Below are 14,158 nucleotides of genomic sequence, written 5' to 3' on the forward strand. Positions count from 1 at the left end.
CTCACTCCCACAGATGTCCCCGCCTCTAGAGACCATGCTCCAGCAACTGCTCGACGATCAACTCACCAAACGCCAGATTGCCGTGCAACGGGTCATCCACTTCGCAGAACGCCGAACGCTGGAAACCCTGCTCATCGTTCGCCGCCGCGCGCACGTCGATCAGCTCCACGCCGAGCCCCTGCAGACGCTTGATCAGCAGCGTCTGAGCGGCCATGAACACTCGCGGGTCGGACAGCTCCGGTACCCGTTGCGGCGGTAACACGGCGAACACCTTGAGCTTCATCGCCAGTGCCTGTTCATAGAATGCCAATGCCGACCGGGACAGGGTGTCGACGATAGATTCGAACAACGGCCCTGCGAGAAATCCTGCGTCGAACTCACCCTCTGGCGTCTGGTAACAGGTCCAGTTCGGCGCTGTGGCGAGGTAGTGCAGACTCAGGCCGATTGTGCTCACCAGCGGCACGCCGACCTTCGCCAATTGCGGCGTTTCGAAGGTGTCGAGGGCCTGGCGATACAGGCGTTCCATCTCGCCATCCCTGAAGACCACGTCATTGCGGGTGATGCTGAAGAAATCGACGGCGAAATCTCTTCCGGTTCCCAGCGGGCCACCGCCGAAAGGCACTTCACGGGCCTGCGCCGCTTTGCCGATGACGCCGGCATGGGAGTCACCCAACAGCAGAAACCTAGGCGTAGTAATCGAGTACGGCGTCTTCACAGACAAGATCCTCGCTGGATACGCAAGTGGAGGGAGCAGAGGCGGGCGCTTGCACTGACTGGACGGCGTCGAGCCCGGCGAAAAACTGCTGCATGACGAACGCCACACCCTCTGGCGTGACTTCTCGCTGGTTGGCCTGGTAGAAGCCGCCCTTGAACGGTGTGCCGGTGATGATTTCGTAGGACGGGAAATAGTCGACGTCGTGCAGGTCTTCACACAGTTGCCCGGCGACGGCGCGCAGCACCGATTTGGAGTAGGTGGTGGCGCTCAACACATGCTGCCCGGTGGCCGTGGCCGTGAGGGGCACTGGCGAAACGGTGAGCAGCAGGCGCAGTTGCGGATTGATCGAGCGCATCAACTCGACTGCCCTGACCATCTCGCCATAGGTGTCGACAAACCCGAAGTTGCGGAACTGGTGGAGCTGCGGATCGAAGGTGCCGCGCACGGTGCCAGGACACATCGGATAGAGCGCAGAGGTCTGGCGATGTTGCCAGCCTTCGGTCAGACCAAGCGTGAACACAAACACCTTGGCGCGGCGCAGGGCGGTGCGAATGGCGTCCAGAGTAGCTTCGCGCGACGCGAATAACGCCTCTTCACTGGCAAAGCCCTCAGGCTCCACGGCGGGGCGGAACGGATCGAAGAAACGCCCGTCGTGTCCCCAGGTTTCGCTGTGCGGCACACTCAAGCCCAATGCCCATTCGAGCCATTGGCGCAACATCGCCGGGGTGTACAGGTTGCCGGTGCGGAAAGAAAACACCCCATAGTTGTGGGCCTTCCAGTCGACTTCAGGCAACCCGGCCGGGGCAGGCTCGGCGTCCAGCCAATTCATGCCGCGCTCCACCAGCGCCCGACCGATGTGCTGGGCGAAACATGAGCCGGCGGTAACGATGGCGTCCTTGTTGCCGATCTCGAATTCCGGTGTCCACAGTTGATCGATGTCCAGCGCGGGTTTGTCGGCCACGGCCGTGCGCCAGAAGGCGCGGGATGGCAGGCATTGATAGGGATTCACGACGAGAGGCCTCCTGGCGGTTCGCAGAGAAAAAGGATCAGCTGATTTGATAGCGGTAGATCAGGTCATCAAACCACCGGTCACCGATCTGATAGGCCAGCGGCACACGGCGTTCGAAGACAAAACCGCATTTTTCCAACACCTTGCAGGATGCGACATTACCGTCGGTCACGGTCGACTCCAGCGAGTCCAGGCCGATGGCGGCGGCATAATCGATGATCGCCCGGCGCGACTCGGTGCCAAAGCCTTTGCCCTGATGCTCCGGCAGCAGCAGGCAACCCACTTCGGCATGTCCCGGCGAGAGAATACAGAACCCGGTCACACCCAGTTCCTGCCGACTGGCCTTGTCAATCACCACCAGGCACAACCAGTGATCCGACTGCGGCCCCCACGCCGGCAACCGATGCTCGAAGCCCTTGCGAATTTGCTCCTCGGCAATTTCACCGAACACATACTGCATGGTCTGCGGCTCGGAATGCAGCCTGAGGAACAACGGCCAGTCAGATTCGACCAGGGTGCGCAGGTCCAGGCGTTCGGTGGTGAGTTCGAGCATCCGCTGCTCCTTGCATGGGTGGAAAGGGGAAGGGGTTTTTTACTTGTTGTGGGGGGAAAGATCAATGATCGGATATCGGTGCTTGCCCCCCGATGCGAGCCGAAATCCATTCCCGACTGTAAGCCAGCACGCTGTCAGCAATGGCTGTCGGAAAATGGATAAAACCATGGGGTGAAGAGGGCAGCAGGTACACCTCGACAGGCGCCGACTGCGACCAGCGTTCGGCGATGTCGAGGGTGTCATCGCGCAGCGGATCGAGTTCGCCGGCAAACATCAGTGCCGGCGGGAATCCGCTGAAGTCACCGTACAGCGGTGACAACGGTGGTTGCCGGCGCTGTTGGTCATTCAAGTCTGGCGTGAGCATGCGCAGCGCCTCGACCATGCCGGGGCCGTCCAGCACCAGCGTTTCCGGCGGCGCCGCGCGCACGCTCGGCGTTCCGGTCAAGTCGTAGACGCCGTAATACAGCAACGCGCCGCTTACCCGACTGAGTAAGTCGGGCGATTGTTTCAGCGCCAACAACGATGTCGCCGCCAGATGCGCTCCGGCCGATTCGCCAACGACAATTACCGGCAGATCGGCAAACTCGTGCTCATTGAGCAACCAGCGAGCAGCAGCAGTGCAATCTTCCATCACCCCTTCAATGGGCGTCGATACCGCAAGCCGGTAATCCACCGAGACAACTGTCACGTCGCAGGCGTTGACAATGGCAATGTTGAAATTGTCATTCATCTGCGCGTTGCCGATCACCCAGCCGCCGCCATGGAAATCCAGCACAACGCCTTTCGCGCACCCTTTGGGACGAATGATCCGCACGCTGCCCCCGGCAATCGCCTTTCGCTCTGCCTTGAGGCCGTGCTTGCGCAACTTGCTCGCGCCGCCGATCTGACTGACGCGCAGCAGCGCCTGAATCATCCGTGGCAAGACGCGATTGCGGATTTTAAAGCGCGGCAACCAGGCGAGCTTCCGGTTGAAGTCACGCACTTGCGCCAACTCGCGCTCGCCCTGTGGCCACGGCACTTTGCTGCTGCAATCGATCATCAGCGGTTCTTGATCAAGATGGAAAAATTCAACGCCGCGGCCACACACAGCCACGCCAGATAAGGAAACAGGATCAGGCCGGTGACCAGATCAAGTTGCAAGGCCATCACCACCATCGCCGCGACCACCAACCAGAGCAACGTCAGGATCACCATCGCGGCAAAAACCTGATGCGCCCCGAAGAACACCGGAGTCCACAAGGTATTCAGCGCAATCTGCGCCGCCCATAGCGCCAGCACCGTCTGACTTCCCGGGATCAGGCTCAGTCGGTATCCGGCCCAGGCCAGTAACAAATAGATTAGCGTCCAGGCCACCGGGAACGCCCAGTTGGGTGGCGTGAACGAGGGTTTGCTCAGTGATTCGTACCATTCGCCGGGTTTGAACATGACGCCTGTGGTCGCGGCAGCCGCGCAGGCCAGAAGGAAAATAAAAAAAGTCATCGGCAGTCCTTAGTTTGGGTCAGCTGTTTGAGAGTGTAAGCAGAGGACGCCCCGTGGCGCGAAAAGTTTGGATTGAGCATGAGATTTCTCTGCTCGCGTCCTGCGCTTCATGCCGTTGAACTAAAAGCCTGACTGAGACGTCAGGATATTCAGTGCCCCTCTTTTCTCATACGGATGACACCATGCACACCTATCGCCTGGAATACCTGTTCAACGGCGAGCCTCGCTCCCACGTGTTCGAACTCAAGCAACCACAACTGGCCGATCACGAGGCCGCGATGCATCTTCTGGAGCTGCATCTTGGCGATGCGGAAAACAGCCTGATCATGCCCACGGCCGATTCGACGCCCCAGGAGATCCTCAAGCAGGCGGAGCAGGTAGGGATTACACGGATTGAGGTGATCGCGTAAATCGACGATCTGTCGTGAAAGCCGGCAATTGTGCAGGTTCTGCCGCCATCGCGAGCAGGCTCACTTCTGCATTGGGAGTTCCTCGTAGCCTCACAGCAAACTCCACGAAACCCCGACATAAACCCCCATGCCTTCACCCGGCGTCGACCGCGCCGCATCCAGTCCCTTGTCGTCATACCCAGGCGTGACCGTCGCCGCATAGTGTTTGTTGGTCAGGTTGCGCATATCCACCCAGGTCTGCCAGTCACCTTTGGGTGCGTTGTAGCCCAGCGTTGCGCCGAACAGTGCGTAAGGATCGGCGTAGTAGCTATTGGCGTAGTCCACGGCAACTTTGGATACCAGTTGTGTGTTCATCGCCGCAAAGAACCCCTGCGGCCAGTCATAACGCAGCTCACCTTGGTAGTAATGCATCGGCAAGCCCGGCAAGCGGTTGTCACCGAAGCGATCATCATCGCGATAGTGGAAGTCGCTGAAGGTGTACGCCTGACGCAGGCTCAACTGGCGACCGTCGGCGGCTGACCAGAGTTTGCTGTTCAAACTGGCTTCGATGCCTTGGTGCACGGTCGGGCTGGCGTTTAGCTCGTAGGGCGTTACCGCGTTGGCGTCCGGCAGTACCGAGAGCAATTCGTGGCGCACTTGCGCGTAGTACCACGCCAGGCTCCACTCGCCGAGTGCGCTGTCGCCGCGCCCACCGAGTTCGAGGGTGGTGGCGGTCTGGTTTTGCAGTTTGATCGGGTCCTTCTGAGTGCCGGTCGCGGCGCCGTTGCCAGCCGGGAAGCGCACGTTGGAGCTGTAGATCAGCGACCATGGATGCGGTGCTTCGACCGAGCGGCTGAGGTTACCGAACACTTGCACGTCAGGCGTGATCTGGTAGCGCAGGCCGAGGCGGGGGGCGTAGTCCCAGTCGTTCATGCTGGTTTTACCGCCGCCTTCGGGGTAGGTGACTGCACTTTCGCGACGGGTGTAGATCGCGGCGAGGCCGGTGGTCAGCCACAGGTCGTCGGCGATTTCCAGATCGTTACCAAAATGCAGGACGGTGTCAGAGCCCTGATAGGTGAAGTTGCGCATGCGCGTGCCCGGTGCATAGCCAGCGGTGTTACCGGTGGGGATGCGCACAAATTCACTGGCACCGTCGTTAGGCAGGTGTTTGGTCACGCGCAGGCCAACGGTGCTGCGACTTTCCATGCCGAACAAAGTGTCACGACGCTTGTAATCGAAGGTCCCGCTGACGTCGGTGTAGGCGACCTTCAGACGATTCGGGCCTTCGCGCAGGTCCATCGGATAGTCGTGGTAGACGAGGCCGGTCTGGATGCTTGAATCGTCGTCGATGTAGAACGTGTTTTTGTTGCCGATGAAGGTGCTGCCCGGTTGCTTGCGGCTGTCATCGCGCGAGACGTAAGCCGGGTTGGCCGCTCGTGGGTCGTGTTCGATGGAGTGCTTGGTCACGCGGCCGGCGAGGTCGTTGTCGGTCTCGCGGTAGCGGATATAGAAGCGCGTTTCCAGATTCGGGTTGAAGCGATAGCCGAAGTTGGCGATCAGGCCTTTGCTCTCGCTGGCGGTGTGATCCTGATAGCCATCGGCGTTCGAATCGGTCAGCGACACGTAATAATCGAAGTCGCCCAGCACTTGTCCGGAACTGACCTGGCGCTGCTGATAACCATGGCTGCCGGTGGCGTAGCGCACTTGCAGTTTCGGCGCGTCGTAGCCGGTGTGGCTGACGTAATCGACGGCGCCGCCCAGTGCCAGCGCACCGCGATCAAAGCCATTGGCGCCGCGCAGCACTTCAACGTGGTCGACCCACAGGGGTTCGAGCAATTCATAAGGCGTGCCGCCGGGACCGGTCAGCGGCAGGCCGTCGAGCATGGTGTACAGCCCCGATGCGTGCGCGCCGGGCGCCCGGTTGATGCCCGAACCACGGATCGAAATCTTCACGCCTTCGTTACCGGCCGACTGCGCATAAACCCCCGGCTGATAGGCCAGCACATCCTGATTACTGGCCACGCGACCCTGCAACGGTTGGCGCATGTCGACCACGCTCGTGCCGCCGGGCACCTGATCCAGGCGGGCCTTGGCGTCTTCAACAGCCGCGTCCGTGCCGCTGCGGTCTTGCGCCGAAATCAGCACCTGCCCCAATTCCAGACCTTGAGTCTCGGCCATGGCCGGACAGGCAAGGGCCAGCCCCAACAATGCGGTGGGCAGGGATTTGGACGCGGGCATCGAGAAAACTCCAGGCAGGGACGGGCAATGAACAGTGCGACGTAATAAAGAACGAAGGAAACACATGGGAATTTGCTTTTCTCGGGGTTCCATCCGTCGACTTCACTGAACCACCGTGACGCCGTGTCTTTCTACCGAGTGAGTCCATCACGAGATACCCCTATGTTCGATCAGCGCAAGAAAGAATTACTGGCGGCATGGCGCAAACTGGCGACGCAGTCGCAACCGCGGATGGACCCGGAAGAACAGTACGACGAGTTGCTCAAGGCAGCTGATGAGATGGAGGAGCAGGGACTGATCACCAGCGCCGAATGGCGTCAGTTGGTGAGGGATGCGAGCAGTGTGTTCACCCGCGACGAAGGTCGAAGCCACGGTTGATATCAGCGCTATTGCTCAGCGTTGATTCACCTTATAAACCCTCAAGATTCAGGCCGCTCGTGACGCGGCCTTTCTTTTGCTTCGGCTGTGCGCTTCTTGATGTTTGCAACAGACGCGCGAAGGCCACCTTGTCGATCGGGCGACTCATGAAATAACCCTGTACTTCGTTGCATTGATCCTTGCCGAGGATATCCAGTTGCTCCTCGGTTTCGACCCCTTCTGCGGTAACGTTCAGACCCATGGCTTTGCCCAGGCCGATGATGGCTTGCACCACCGCCCGATCATTGGCGCCGCTGCTGATCGAGGCGATGAAGCGCTTGTCGATCTTGATCCCGTCGAACGGGTAGGCGCGCAGGTAGCCGAGGGACGAATAGCCGGTGCCGAAGTCGTCCATGTTCAGGCGCACGCCCAGTTCTTTCAGCGCGTTCATGGTGGTCAGCGCGCCGTCGGTGTCGTTGAGCATGACGTTCTCGGTGATCTCCAGTTCCAGGCGACTGGCCGGGAAACGCGTCTCGACCAGCATTTCGCGGACATCCGCAACCACATCGGTCACGGCAAATTGCGCCGGGGAAAGATTCACCGACAGCAAAATGTCTTCCGGCCAGGTCAGCGCCGTTTCGCAGGCTTCGCGCAACACCCAGCGCCCAAGAGGGACGATCAGGTCAGTCTGCTCGGCCAGCGGAATAAACAGGTCCGGTCCTAGCAGGCCTTTGCTCGGATGCTGCCAGCGCACCAGCGCCTCGACCGAGACGATCTGCTTGCCGTCAATCTTGTAGCGCGGCTGATAGTGCAGGACGAATTCGTTGTGCTTGAGTGCATGACGCAAATCATCTTCCATTTGCCGGCGCGTCTGGATCTGGTCGCTCATGTGCGCTTCGAAATAGCACCAAGTGTTCTTGCCGTCGGATTTGGCCTGATAGAGCGCGATGTCGGCGTAGCGAATCAGCTCGCTCGGCGCGAAGCCATGGCGGCGGCTCAAGGCAATGCCGATGCTGGCGCCAACGTGCAGCGGATAGTCTTCGAACATTACCGGCTGGTGCAGGCTGCCGATCAGGCGGGTGCAGAACTTGTCGATTTCGTGATGGCTGTCCATGCCGTTGAGCACCACCACAAACTCGTCACCACCGAGCCTGGCGACGATGTCGTTGTCACGAGTGCATTCACGCAGGCGCACGGCGACTTCTTGCAGCACCGCGTCACCGGCGGGATGGCCGAGGGAGTCATTGATCGGTTTGAAGTTGTCCAGATCGATCATCAACAGCGATAGCGCTGGCGAGTGCTCTTTGAGCAACAGCGCATCATCCAGATACCGCGCCAGTTTGTTGCGATTGGGCAGTCCGGTCAGGGCGTCGTGCATCGACAGGTGCTGGATCTGCGCATGGGCAGCGACTTCATCGGTGATGTCGCTGGCGGTACCCCGATAACCAATGACGACATGCTTGTCGAAGATCGAGCGGGCGGACAACCGACAGTGACGCTGCTGGCCGGAGTGGTCGCGGTAGGTGCAACGCAGGTCGCTGGTGTTGCCTTCCTCGGGCAGTTTCCTTAGCCACAATTGCAGTGGCGTGGTGTCGCAAAACAGCAATTCACCAATATCTTGCCCCAGCCAGAAGGTTTGCGGATAACCGGTCACTTCGCTGAACCGCGCGGACAAGTAGGTCAGCGACAGATCCCGATCGACCTCCCAGATCCAGTCCGAAGCGGCTTCCGCCACCGCGCGAAAGCGTTCTTCACTGGCTTCCAGCCCGCGGTTGGCGGCTTCCAATGCCTCGTTCGAGGTCTGCATGACGGCGAAGCTTTGGTCGACGTATTGCGATGAGCGCAAGGCATGCCGAAAGAAATAGGCGGTCAGCAGCATTAACACCACCATCGTCGCGCCGAGGGTAGGCAGCAATGACCCCAACAACTGTTGTCCCGGCCGCTCCATATCGGCAATCAAGCTGTACCCGGTGCTGCCCAGCGGCACCCGGGGGCGGGCCGGGTCAATCGTTTCATCCAGCGCCAGCGTCAGGTTGCTCAGGCCATACTCACTGCCGATCTTGCGTAATTTGGTGGGAGTGAGCTTGTCGACGAATACCAGCACAGAGGTTTGCTGCGCAGCATCTACCGGCCTTTGATCGTTGGGAATGATTGCCGCCGCTGACACCAGCGCTGGCCAGCCTTCAAACAGTGAATAAGTAGTGAAGGGTTGGGTCAGGTCGGCCTGGGTTTGTACGTTATCCAGCAGCGATGTGGCGCTGACTTCGAGGAAGGCCGAGAGATCGGCCTCAAGCATTTGCCCTCGAACCACTGTGTATTTGGTGCGCTCGCGATTGAGTACGAATACGCCGTCATAACCGTCACTGGTGAACAGGGTTTTACCCAGATTCTGCTCGGTGTATGCCCAGTTTGTGTCGACTTGGTTGCTCAGGCGTTCATAGGCCGTTGTCCAGTAGGCATAACTGGTGATGTAGTTCTTCGACGCGGTGATACGGTTTTCCAGGGCGCGGGCTGAATAGAACTTGATTTTGTTGATTTCTTCGCTGTCCAGCTTATCGGCAATTCCGAGCAGGGCGACAGTCGCGGCCATCACCCCGGTGACGAACAATGCGCCGACGGCAATGGCAAGGCGTCGGGTGACCACGCTTTGCCGGGGTGGAGCAGGCGCCGCATAACTGGAAATATCCATTCGCTCGTCCTTGATCCGCAGTCTTCTGAATCTAGAACAATGGCGTGGGCGCGACGTTCAGATTCTTCGTGGTGCAGTGGTCCGAATCTGTAAAAGCGTAGTGAACGTGTTGAGTCTTTGCTCGAATTTATGTGCAGAAATGGGCACCGGCGCACAGTGTGAGGCCCGTGCAGATGGCATGGCGCCGGTCAGCGGCCATTCCCGAAAGCACAAGACTTCCCGCTCAAAAACCGGATAATGGCCGCCATTCGTTTAGCCGTATTCTGGTAATCCCGCATGGAAATCAAGGTCAATTTTCTCGACAACCTTCGACTTGAAGCCAAGTTCGACGACTTCACGGTGATCGCCGATCAGCCTATCCGCTATAAAGGCGATGGCTCGGCACCGGGGCCGTTCGACTACTTCCTGGCATCGTCGGCGTTGTGCGCGGCTTACTTCGTGAAGTTGTACTGCGACACCCGCAACATCCCCACAGACAATATTCGCCTCTCGCAAAACAACATCGTCGACCCGGAAAACCGCTACAACCAGATCTTCAAGATTCAGGTCGAACTGCCGGCGGACATCACCGACAAGGATCGCCAGGGCATCCTGCGCTCCATCGACCGCTGTACGGTAAAGAAGGTCGTGCAGACTGGCCCTGAGTTCATTATCGAAGAAGTAGAAAACCTCGACGCCGATGCGCAAGCCCTGTTGATGCCGCATTCGGGTTCGGAAGCAGGCACCTACATTGCCGGCAAGGATCTGCCGCTGGAGCAGACCATCGCCAACATGTCGGGCATTCTCGCCGACCTGGGCATGAAGATTGAAATCGCTTCGTGGCGCAACATCGTGCCCAACGTGTGGTCGCTGCACATCCGAGATGCGCATTCGCCGATGTGCTTCACCAACGGCAAGGGTGCGACCAAAGAAGGCGCACTGGCCTCGGCGCTGGGCGAGTTCATCGAGCGTCTTAACTGCAACTTCTTCTACAACGATCAGTTCTGGGGCGAAGACATCGCCAACGCAGAGTTCGTGCATTACCCGGACGAGCGCTGGTTCAAACCCGGCCCGAAAGATGCTCTGCCGACCGAGATCCTCGACGAATACTGCCTCAAGATTTATAACCGCGAAGGCGATCTCCTCGGATCGCACCTGTACGACACCAACTCCGGCAACACCCAGCGCGGCATCTGCTCGCTGCCGTTTGTGCGCCAGTCCGACCAGGAAGTGGTGTACTTCCCGTCCAACCTGATCGAAAACCTGTTCCTCAGCAACGGCATGAGCGCCGGTAATACATTGGCTGAAGCACAGGTGCAGTGCCTGTCGGAAATCTTCGAGCGGGCGGTCAAACGCGAAATCCTCGAAGGGGAAATGGCGCTGCCGGACGTGCCGCAGGAAGTGCTGGAGAAATACCCAAGCATTCTGGCCGGCATCAAGGGCCTGGAAGAGCAGGGCTTCCCGGTGCTGGTCAAGGATGCGTCTCTGGGCGGTGAATTCCCGGTGATGTGCGTGACCCTGATGAATCCGCGTACCGGCGGTGTATTCGCCTCGTTCGGCGCGCACCCAAGCCTTGAAGTCGCGCTGGAGCGCAGCCTGACCGAGTTGTTGCAGGGCCGTAGTTTTGAAGGCCTGAACGACTTGCCGCAGCCGACCTTCTCGGGGCAGGCCGTAACCGAGCCGAACAACTTCGTCGAGCACTTCATCGACTCCAGCGGTGTGGTGTCGTGGCGCTTCTTCAGTGCCAAGGCCGACTTCGAATTCGTCGAGTGGGACTTCTCAGGCGAAGGCGAAGACTCCAACGCCGACGAAGCCGCGACACTGTTCGGCATCCTTGAGGACATGGGCAAAGAAGTCTATATGGCGGTCTACGAGCACATCGGCGCCAAGGCTTGCCGCATTCTGGTGCCGGACTATTCGGAGATCTATCCGGTCGACGACCTGATCTGGGACAACACCAACAAAGCCCTGCAATTCCGCGCCGACATCCTCAACCTGCACAGTCTGAGCAAAGTCGGCTTGCGTAACCTGGCCCAAGGCCTGGAAAACAGCGAGCTGGACGACTACACCGACATCACCACGCTGATCGGCATCGAGTTCGACGACAACACGCCGTGGGGCAAGTTGACCATCCTCGAGCTGCGCCTGCTGATCTACCTCGCCCTGCAAAAGTACGATCAGGCCAAAGACCTGGTTGAAGCGTTCCTGCAATACAACGACAACACCGTCGAGCGCGGCTTGTTCTATCAGGCCGTGAACGTGGTGCTGGAGATGGAACTGGACGAAGACCTGGAACTCGCCGACTACGAAGCCAACTTCCGCCGCATGTTTGGTAACGAGCGGATGGACGCGGCGATTGGTTCGGTAAACGGTAGCGTGCGCTTCTACGGCTTGACGCCGACGAGCATGAAGCTGGAAGGTCTGGATCGGCATTTGCGCCTGATCGAGAGCTATAAAAAGCTTCACACGGCGCGGGCTAAAGTCGCGGGTTGACGGTCATCACGTGTGGTGAGGGAGCAGGCTCCTTCTCCACAGGTGCGGTGCAAGGCTTGGGCTCAGTCACGACTGCACCAGCCACTTTTCCATGATGATCGTGCGCTCGGCTCCGTGAAATTCGTCTCGGATTTTGTCGAAACCCAGCGAGGCATAGAAGCCTTCGGCGGTAATGGAGGAGGGCACGCGCAGGCGTTGTGCACCTTCCTTGCTGGCGATTGCCTCAAGGGTCTTCATCAGTATTTTGCCGATTCCGGCACCTTGATGAGACGGCGTAACAAACACGCTTCGAACCACATCCTGATCAAGACTGGCCGTTGCAACGACGTGCTGATCGATTGTCGCGACAAACACTCGACGTTGACTCAACAAGTGCAGGATCGCCGCAGGGGAAAAGCTTCTCTGCACCTGCTCGATGATTTCTTGCGAGTAGTCCTGAGCGTTTGACTCACGCAGGGCCGCGACTACAACTCGGCTGATGGCCGAGGCATCGTCGTCGGTTGCGGTTCGAATCAGAGGATCCATTGAGGCGGCTCCAGGGTTTGCGTTACGTTCCGCGGCGGTAATGCAGGCCTTAGCGCCCGTGCGCCGCGTTAGCCAGTTCCCCGGTATCGACCCGCACAAAAACCGAATCGCCCACCGCCGTCAGCACTTCCCCTGCGAAGACCTCACAGATCACCCGGGTCTTGCGCCCGACTTCCCCTTCGACTTTCGCCCGCAGAGTCAGCGTTACACCCATCGGCGTCGGTTTGATGAACTTGATGCCCAGGTTGCCGGTAACGCAGTCGATGCGGGGCAGGGTGCCGGGCTCGCGGTTCTCTGCACGGTAGTGATAAGCCATTGCCGTCCAGTTGGAGTGGCAGTCGACCAGCATCGCGATCAGCCCACCGTAAACCAGGTCCGGCCAGCCGCAGTATTTGGCGTCCGGCACATGCTCCGCGAGGACGTGCACGCCGTCTTCGTGCCAATGGCTCTTTATATGCAGGCCGTGCGGATTGCTACCGCCGCAGCCGTAACAAACGCCTTGCGGCGCGGCGCTGTCTTGCAGTGAGGTGTCGAGGCTGGACATGGGTGTGGTCATCCTGGTGTGGTGAGGCCGGTCAGGCGCATGCGGCATTCGGCGCCGCGCCGATCCGTTATTGCTCGGGCGCAAGCCATGTATCGACGACCCGTCGATCCAGCTCTTCCCAATACGCCATGCCCAATACCCGCGTGGTGTTCAGCCCGCGTAGATAACCGCGCAACTGATGGGCCGTGTCGCGAATCAGCTGTGGATCGGCGCCGTCTTTGTTCAGCAACACGCTTTCGTACTGGACCAGGTATTCAGCCACTCGCTCGCGGAAATCGGGCAGAACGGCGTCGCGGATCAAGTCAAACGTTCTCAAGGAGGCTTCCTCATTCATCTTTTTCTAGTTGTGATTGAGTGTGTATCAGTCTGCACGTCGGGCAACTATTGCTAGAAGTAATAGTGACCATCAAGAAACGCAAGTTCTGCTTTGTCGGCAATCAGCGGAAAATCGCCTCCATTGAACACGCAGCCAAGGAATTTGCGCGATGAAAACTCTGACTCGACTGGCCCTGGTCGCCCTGCTGATGGGCGCTGCCGCTGCACCGACCTACGCAGATGACGCCCGGTCGTGTCACTTTCAAACCATTACCGGCAGCAGCGCGACGTTGCAGCATTCGCAAACCGTCGGTGTGCTGTACAGCGAAAACACCTTGGACAACCTGCAATACCTCGAGCGCTACCATGACATGGCGGTCAACGGCGCGAAAGATGCGCTGGACTCGCGGATTCGTGAAGCCTTCGTCAATAGTTCCGATCCGGAACTGGCGATTGACTGGTTGATGAGTTCGTTGCAGCAGCAGTTCTTGTCCGTGACCGTTTACGACAGCCTTGATGCCTTGGTCCAGGCTCATCCGGATGTGGTGGTCAAGCTCGACACCTTCAACCGCCTGATGACCCAACGCAACAGCCTGGTCGAAGCGCGTTTCACCGCTCGTTTCTACGACGCCGACCTGCAATACATCGGCAAGGCCGAAGGTGCCGTGGAAAAGCAGCTGCCTTCTGCCTGGGTGCAGAACCAGGCAGCGCCGCACATCGCCGCGCAGATCGAGAAGCAACGCGACTTGCAACTCAACGCACTGAAGCAATTCGACAGCTCGCTGAAAGCGTTGGTGTCGGCAAGCTGAACACTTAAAACATAAATGGCAACGGCGGCGCCGTGAAGCTGGAACGTTGCCGGTTGAACCGAAC

Annotated in this window: 14 protein-coding genes; 4 read left to right on the forward strand and 10 right to left on the reverse strand. The window is 59.2% G+C overall.

The window, feature by feature from the left end:
* Nucleotides 1–25 precede the first annotated feature (25 nt).
* The 5 genes from ACIOVB_RS03565 to ACIOVB_RS03585 all read right to left on the reverse strand — a co-directional run bounded on the left by ACIOVB_RS03565 (nt 26) and on the right by ACIOVB_RS03585 (nt 3,756).
* On the reverse strand, nt 26–715 hold the full coding sequence (locus ACIOVB_RS03565) for a hypothetical protein (RefSeq protein ID WP_401264863.1): 690 nt from the start codon (nt 713–715) through the stop codon (nt 26–28).
* The gene (locus ACIOVB_RS03570; RefSeq protein ID WP_401264865.1) at nt 684–1,724 is read right to left on the reverse strand and encodes a GSCFA domain-containing protein; all 1,041 of its coding nucleotides are present in this window, start codon (nt 1,722–1,724) and stop codon (nt 684–686) included. Before ACIOVB_RS03570 ends, ACIOVB_RS03565 begins: the two co-directional genes overlap by 32 nt.
* Before the next feature lie 37 nt (nt 1,725–1,761).
* Nucleotides 1,762–2,277, reverse strand: a complete 516-nt coding sequence (locus ACIOVB_RS03575) for a GNAT family N-acetyltransferase (protein WP_187680818.1) — start codon at nt 2,275–2,277, stop codon at nt 1,762–1,764.
* A 61-nt stretch (nt 2,278–2,338) separates the two neighbouring features.
* A complete protein-coding gene (locus ACIOVB_RS03580) occupies nt 2,339–3,316 on the reverse strand; it encodes an alpha/beta hydrolase (RefSeq protein WP_401264868.1) in 978 nt (325 codons plus the stop codon).
* Nucleotides 3,316–3,756: a TspO/MBR family protein gene (locus tag ACIOVB_RS03585; protein WP_187680816.1), complete on the reverse strand. Its 441-nt coding sequence runs from the start codon at nt 3,754–3,756 to the stop codon at nt 3,316–3,318. Before ACIOVB_RS03585 ends, ACIOVB_RS03580 begins: the two co-directional genes overlap by 1 nt.
* A 182-nt stretch (nt 3,757–3,938) precedes the next feature.
* On the opposite strand from ACIOVB_RS03585, the gene ACIOVB_RS03590 reads away from it, so the two are divergent.
* Complete coding sequence (locus ACIOVB_RS03590; protein ID WP_187680815.1) at nt 3,939–4,166, forward strand: hypothetical protein; 228 nt, start codon at nt 3,939–3,941, stop codon at nt 4,164–4,166.
* 90 nt (nt 4,167–4,256) lie between these two features.
* Here the strand turns inward: ACIOVB_RS03590 and ACIOVB_RS03595 are convergent, their stop codons facing one another.
* Nucleotides 4,257–6,383, reverse strand: a complete 2,127-nt coding sequence (locus tag ACIOVB_RS03595) for a TonB-dependent receptor family protein (protein WP_401264872.1) — start codon at nt 6,381–6,383, stop codon at nt 4,257–4,259.
* A gap of 162 nt (nt 6,384–6,545) precedes the next feature.
* Here ACIOVB_RS03595 and ACIOVB_RS03600 point away from each other — a divergent pair, with 162 nt between their 5' ends.
* Nucleotides 6,546–6,761 carry a hypothetical protein gene (locus ACIOVB_RS03600; protein WP_187680813.1) on the forward strand — a complete coding sequence of 72 codons (216 nt, stop codon included), beginning with the start codon at nt 6,546–6,548 and terminating at the stop codon, nt 6,759–6,761.
* Between the two features lie 31 nt (nt 6,762–6,792).
* Here the strand turns inward: ACIOVB_RS03600 and ACIOVB_RS03605 are convergent, their stop codons facing one another.
* Entirely contained in the window at nt 6,793–9,429 is a 2,637-nt protein-coding gene (locus ACIOVB_RS03605) for an EAL domain-containing protein (RefSeq protein WP_401264875.1), read from the reverse strand.
* A gap of 276 nt (nt 9,430–9,705) precedes the next feature.
* On the opposite strand from ACIOVB_RS03605, the gene ACIOVB_RS03610 reads away from it, so the two are divergent.
* Nucleotides 9,706–11,901: an OsmC domain/YcaO domain-containing protein gene (locus ACIOVB_RS03610; RefSeq protein WP_401264878.1), complete on the forward strand. Its 2,196-nt coding sequence runs from the start codon at nt 9,706–9,708 to the stop codon at nt 11,899–11,901.
* Nucleotides 11,902–11,967: 66 nt separating this feature from the next.
* Here the strand turns inward: ACIOVB_RS03610 and ACIOVB_RS03615 are convergent, their stop codons facing one another.
* The 3 genes from ACIOVB_RS03615 to ACIOVB_RS03625 all read right to left on the reverse strand — a co-directional run bounded on the left by ACIOVB_RS03615 (nt 11,968) and on the right by ACIOVB_RS03625 (nt 13,286).
* Complete coding sequence (locus ACIOVB_RS03615) at nt 11,968–12,426, reverse strand: GNAT family N-acetyltransferase (protein ID WP_401264880.1); 459 nt, start codon at nt 12,424–12,426, stop codon at nt 11,968–11,970.
* A gap of 49 nt (nt 12,427–12,475) precedes the next feature.
* The gene (locus ACIOVB_RS03620; protein ID WP_401264882.1) at nt 12,476–12,970 is read right to left on the reverse strand and encodes a PaaI family thioesterase; all 495 of its coding nucleotides are present in this window, start codon (nt 12,968–12,970) and stop codon (nt 12,476–12,478) included.
* A 67-nt stretch (nt 12,971–13,037) separates the two neighbouring features.
* Complete coding sequence (locus ACIOVB_RS03625; RefSeq protein WP_187680809.1) at nt 13,038–13,286, reverse strand: hypothetical protein; 249 nt, start codon at nt 13,284–13,286, stop codon at nt 13,038–13,040.
* Nucleotides 13,287–13,455: 169 nt separating this feature from the next.
* On the opposite strand from ACIOVB_RS03625, the gene ACIOVB_RS03630 reads away from it, so the two are divergent.
* The gene (locus tag ACIOVB_RS03630; RefSeq protein ID WP_187680808.1) at nt 13,456–14,094 is read left to right on the forward strand and encodes an ATPase; all 639 of its coding nucleotides are present in this window, start codon (nt 13,456–13,458) and stop codon (nt 14,092–14,094) included.
* The last annotated feature ends 64 nt before the right edge of the window (nt 14,095–14,158 follow it).

Origin of the sequence: Pseudomonas sp. NPDC087639 (assembly GCF_044743385.1) — a bacterium.
Taxonomy (GTDB): domain Bacteria; phylum Pseudomonadota; class Gammaproteobacteria; order Pseudomonadales; family Pseudomonadaceae; genus Aquipseudomonas.

Bases quoted from the DNA above. Each gene is read 5' to 3' on its own strand.
- ACIOVB_RS03575 (WP_187680818.1), bottom strand. From the start codon at position 2,277: ATGCTCGAACTCACCACCGAACGCCTGGACCTGCGCACCCTGGTCGAA.
- ACIOVB_RS03580 (WP_401264868.1), bottom strand. From the start codon at position 3,316: ATGATCGATTGCAGCAGCAAAGTGCCGTGGCCACAGGGCGAGCGCGAG.
- ACIOVB_RS03585 (WP_187680816.1), bottom strand. From the start codon at position 3,756: ATGACTTTTTTTATTTTCCTTCTGGCCTGCGCGGCTGCCGCGACCACA.
- ACIOVB_RS03590 (WP_187680815.1), top strand. From the start codon at position 3,939: ATGCACACCTATCGCCTGGAATACCTGTTCAACGGCGAGCCTCGCTCC.
- ACIOVB_RS03595 (WP_401264872.1), bottom strand. From the start codon at position 6,383: ATGCCCGCGTCCAAATCCCTGCCCACCGCATTGTTGGGGCTGGCCCTT.
- ACIOVB_RS03600 (WP_187680813.1), top strand. From the start codon at position 6,546: ATGTTCGATCAGCGCAAGAAAGAATTACTGGCGGCATGGCGCAAACTG.
- ACIOVB_RS03605 (WP_401264875.1), bottom strand. From the start codon at position 9,429: ATGGATATTTCCAGTTATGCGGCGCCTGCTCCACCCCGGCAAAGCGTG.
- ACIOVB_RS03610 (WP_401264878.1), top strand. From the start codon at position 9,706: ATGGAAATCAAGGTCAATTTTCTCGACAACCTTCGACTTGAAGCCAAG.
- ACIOVB_RS03615 (WP_401264880.1), bottom strand. From the start codon at position 12,426: ATGGATCCTCTGATTCGAACCGCAACCGACGACGATGCCTCGGCCATC.
- ACIOVB_RS03620 (WP_401264882.1), bottom strand. From the start codon at position 12,970: ATGTCCAGCCTCGACACCTCACTGCAAGACAGCGCCGCGCCGCAAGGC.
- ACIOVB_RS03630 (WP_187680808.1), top strand. From the start codon at position 13,456: ATGAAAACTCTGACTCGACTGGCCCTGGTCGCCCTGCTGATGGGCGCT.